The sequence below is a fragment of the bacterium genome (genome assembly GCA_040757115.1).
Lineage (GTDB): Bacteria > UBA9089 > CG2-30-40-21 > CG2-30-40-21 > SBAY01 > JBFLXS01.
The window spans coordinates 1-4,038 of the sequence record JBFLYA010000306.1; the positions used below are offsets into that span (position 1 = coordinate 1).

Sequence of the window (4,038 nt, forward strand, 5' to 3'; positions counted from 1 at the left end):
TGTTTTCCACAATCAATTTCTACCTATTTCTATAAATTTCAATCTATTTCTATTATCTTATCTCCATATCACTCTTATCTCCTTATCCCCTTTCTTACACTTTTGATATATAGCCTGAACGGTTACACCTAATTTATCATAGATTTTCACAAAAGTCAATTTTTTTTAATGTGGTTAACTTTACAGAGGCGATAGGATTTTCTCTATTTTCCAATTAAATCTTTTATTCTGTATCTTAAATTTTACCCTTAAAAAGGCAATAATTCCCAGCAAAATAACCCCAAAAGCATCTCTAAACCTTGCCCCTGGCACATAAGTATCAACATTTACAGGATAGTTATTATCCATTTTAATCTTAAGTCGTGCGGCAATAATTCCCATTTCTTGCTCACAACTATAGCGATAACCGGTATAATAAGGTAATATCTTATTTATTACTTTTGCCTCAAAGATTCTAAATCCTGATTCAACATCATTAAATCTAAATCCACTGATAAAAGATGCCCAGAGAGAAAGAAATCTATTCCCGAATTTCTTATAAAAAGGATAGATTGAAAAATCCCGTTTGGTAATAACCATCTCAAATCTTCCTTTCTCTAAATATTCGATGATTGATGTGATATTTTCTGGTTCATGTTGTCCATCGGCATCAATAGTGATAATTAAATCATCCGGAGAGAGCTGGTTTGAGTCTAATAGATGTTTGACAAAACAAAAGCAATTCCAGAATACCTTACCTTTGCCACTATTGGGGTTTAATGAGAAGAAATAGAAATTTTCCGCGTGGTTTCTGTTCCATTCAATAATCTTTTGTTTAGAGGTATCCGTAGAACCATCATCAACGACAATGAAGGTATGGACATAAGGCTTTAAGCGATTTAAGACATCAACAACTGTTTTTTCTTCATTAAATACGGGTAGGATAACAATTCTTTTTCTCATCCCTTATCCTAACTTTACTCCTTTACTCGCCATTTCGTCTCCTGTGGGGTGTCTTCTAAGATTATATTTAAGGTATTCAAATCAGCCCGAATTTTATCTGCCATTTGCCAATCTTTTTTATCTCGTGCCATCTTACGGAGATTGACGATTATCTCCATTAATTTCGGCACTAATTCATCCTTTGGTTTTGTAGATATTTCCTTAAATAATCCAAATATATCGCCCAATTTATAGACGGTTTCTTGAGCTAATTTAAGTAATGCCCGGGCTGAAAATCGCGAGCATTCATATAAAGTATCCATTTGAGAGATAAATTTATTGATGGCGGTAACTAAATCATATAAAGAGGCTAATGCTATCGGTGTGTTAAAATCATCATCCATTGCTTGAATGAATCTTTCCTCTGTTTGTTTAATCGCCTCATAAAATTCACGGTCCTTTTCCTCCAGCCGGCTCGGGTCAAATTTAATAAGTGTTTCTTGTTCCCCTGGTAATAATTGATAGAGCTGGGCATCAATTGATGTCGTTGATTCAATCTTAAGAAAGTCAGTTACATTTCTTAAGGTATTGTAGAATCGTTGAATTCCTGCCTTTGCCTGTTCTAAGTTTTCAACTGAAAATTCAACCGGGCTTTTGTAATATGTATTGAGGAAGAATAATCGAATCACATCAATCGGGTAATTTTCTAAAACACTTTTTATTAAAAACTCATTACCAAGTGATTTAGACATTTTTTCTTCATTTAAGGTAACCATCCCATTATGAATCCAAAAATTAGCGAATTTTTTACCGGTATAACTTTCAGACTGGGCGATTTCATTTTCATGATGTGGGAAGACTAAATCCTGACCACCACCGTGAATATCAAAGGTTTCACCTAAATATTTAATGGACATTGCCGAACATTCGATATGCCAGCCGGGCCTACCTTTGCCAAACGGACTATCCCATGCAGGTTCGCCTTCTTTTGCTGATTTCCACAGGGCAAAATCTTGCGGTGATTTTTTACGGGTATCAATTTCAAATCGTGTTCCGTGTATCATCTCATTTAAACTTCGACCGCTTAATTTACCATATTCTTTAAACTTACTTACTTCAAAAAATACATCGTTCTCAACCTGGTAAGCAAAGCCTTTTTCAATCAGAACCTTAATAAAATCAATAATTTCCTGAATATGTTCAGTAACTCTCGGGTAATAAGTCGCCCTTTTAATACCCAATTTATCCATACATTTAAAATACTCATCGATATATTTTTTTGCCAGTTCTTCAGAGGAGGTATTTCGTTGTTTAGCTCGTTCGATTATCTTATCATCAATATCGGTAAAATTCTGGATAAAAATAACCTCATAGCCTTTATATTCCAGGTATTTTCGGATAATATCAAAGGTAATGTAGCACCGGGTATGTCCCATGTGGCAATCCGAATAAGGTGTCAGCCCGCAGACATACATCTTTATCTTGCCTTCTTGAATGGGCACAAATTCTTCTTTTTTTCGACTAAGTGTATTATAAATTTTCAATGCCATACTTTAGTTTTTGCCTTTCTCCCGAAGTATATATGTATTTCCTAAATAACGGACTCATTTCGTTATTATCAACACCTTTGTAACTGCCGTATATGTTTTTCTTCCAAAGGTGAAAACAATTTCATCTTTTTTAGAAACAATTTCTTTATCAAAGAAATTATCAATCTTCTGGAATACAAGTGGAAAATCTCTCTTTAACTCCCAGCTTTGTTCAGGACTGTCTTTATCCAAAAGGACAACAAATAAATTGTTCCTGAACCACACCCCAAGAAAAAGTTTTGACTTTCAAGAAACACTCTCTATTTCAAATTTTATGTCTCTATTTTCTACTTCATACTTAATGAATAAAATACCTCTTTCACTAAAATCGCTATTTCGTGCTTTTTGTTTTGCTCGGCCATTAAAATCGAATGCTATTAATATCGGTTGGATAGTTTCAATCTCGCTCCCTGCCAGCCTTCCAGCAACCCATTTAGAATATTCAATAACTTGAGAAACATCCTTATCATCAGCAGTATCCCGTTTTAATTCTACAACACTGAATTTATACCTTAAAGGGAATCCAGTATATTTGATGTTTTTGTGATAACAAAGAATATCAATATTTTTCCTTGTAACATGATAAGGAACATTATTGGCAAACCATTCTAAATCTTCGTTTGGACCAAAAATCTTTCTTAAATCCTCTCGCTTTGGATCATCAATATTTGCAATTAGCCATGCTCTTAAAATGTCTTCAAGATAAACTTTACCATCTTGCTCCAATGGTAGTAAAATTTTGTTTTTGTTATTTGATGGATAAGGATTAACTTGTGATGGCTTGTTAATAGCATTACCATTGATTTTTACAAGTAATTCTATAAGTGCCTCAGTTGCTTCAGGATTTATCGTGTTGATACCTCTTGCCCCTTGAATTTTTCTGTAAAACCATCCCCAAAATTTTGATTCATATTCTTTTGTTGAAAATAGATAATCTTCAGGAACTGGCTGTGAAAAATAGTTTAATAATTCAATTTCTACTCTTATTGGCCAAGTTTCACCAACACAGCCAATTGGCGTAGAATCAAAAAACGGTTCACTTACAATTTTATATATACCGTGGAATCCAACTTGCCGTTCATAAAGAAAAACTATATCTCCAACTCGTGTGCCTAAAATGTCTCCTATCATTCCAAAATACGGTTTCTTGCCATTCTTTAAGTTTTCTTCAACTACCTCGTTAAGTGTATTGGGAATTCCTTTGATTCCCACACCCCAAAAACTGTTGTCTCTAACTACCGGAAATGTGTTTTCATCTGTAATAAAAACATGAGCTCTCATACTATTAAACCTTTAGGATATAAAATTTCTTGTTTTATTATCCTTTTAATATTTTCTCTAACACCCATTTCATCGTATACGAACATACTTGAAGCAAATGGTTTGTCGTAAATAAGATTACTGATAATTCCTAAATTTACAGAACAGACTAAAGCATATAGAGTTAAAGATTAGGTCAAATGAAAATGCTCAACTATTGAGGAACAAGAGTATAACCATTTATAAATAAAGTAGTTGTAATTCTTTG

The 4,038-nt window shown here is 33.6% G+C and carries 4 protein-coding genes; all 4 read right to left on the bottom strand.

The window, feature by feature from the left end:
• Window positions 1–180: 180 nt before the first annotated feature.
• Genes AB1422_17575 through AB1422_17590 form a run of 4 tightly spaced genes read right to left on the bottom strand, consistent with a single transcriptional unit; the run spans window position 181 to window position 3,791 of the window.
• The gene (locus AB1422_17575) at window positions 181–942 is read right to left on the bottom strand and encodes a glycosyltransferase family 2 protein (GenBank protein ID MEW6621113.1); all 762 of its coding nucleotides are present in this window, start codon (window positions 940–942) and stop codon (window positions 181–183) included.
• A gap of 14 nt (window positions 943–956) precedes the next feature.
• On the bottom strand, window positions 957–2,465 hold the full coding sequence (cysS, locus tag AB1422_17580) for a cysteine--tRNA ligase (GenBank protein ID MEW6621114.1): 1,509 nt from the start codon (window positions 2,463–2,465) through the stop codon (window positions 957–959).
• A 60-nt stretch (window positions 2,466–2,525) separates the two neighbouring features.
• Window positions 2,526–2,702, bottom strand: a complete 177-nt coding sequence (locus AB1422_17585) for a hypothetical protein (protein ID MEW6621115.1) — start codon at window positions 2,700–2,702, stop codon at window positions 2,526–2,528.
• Window positions 2,703–2,756: 54 nt separating this feature from the next.
• The gene (locus AB1422_17590) at window positions 2,757–3,791 is read right to left on the bottom strand and encodes a hypothetical protein (protein MEW6621116.1); all 1,035 of its coding nucleotides are present in this window, start codon (window positions 3,789–3,791) and stop codon (window positions 2,757–2,759) included.
• Window positions 3,792–4,038: the final 247 nt, after the last annotated feature.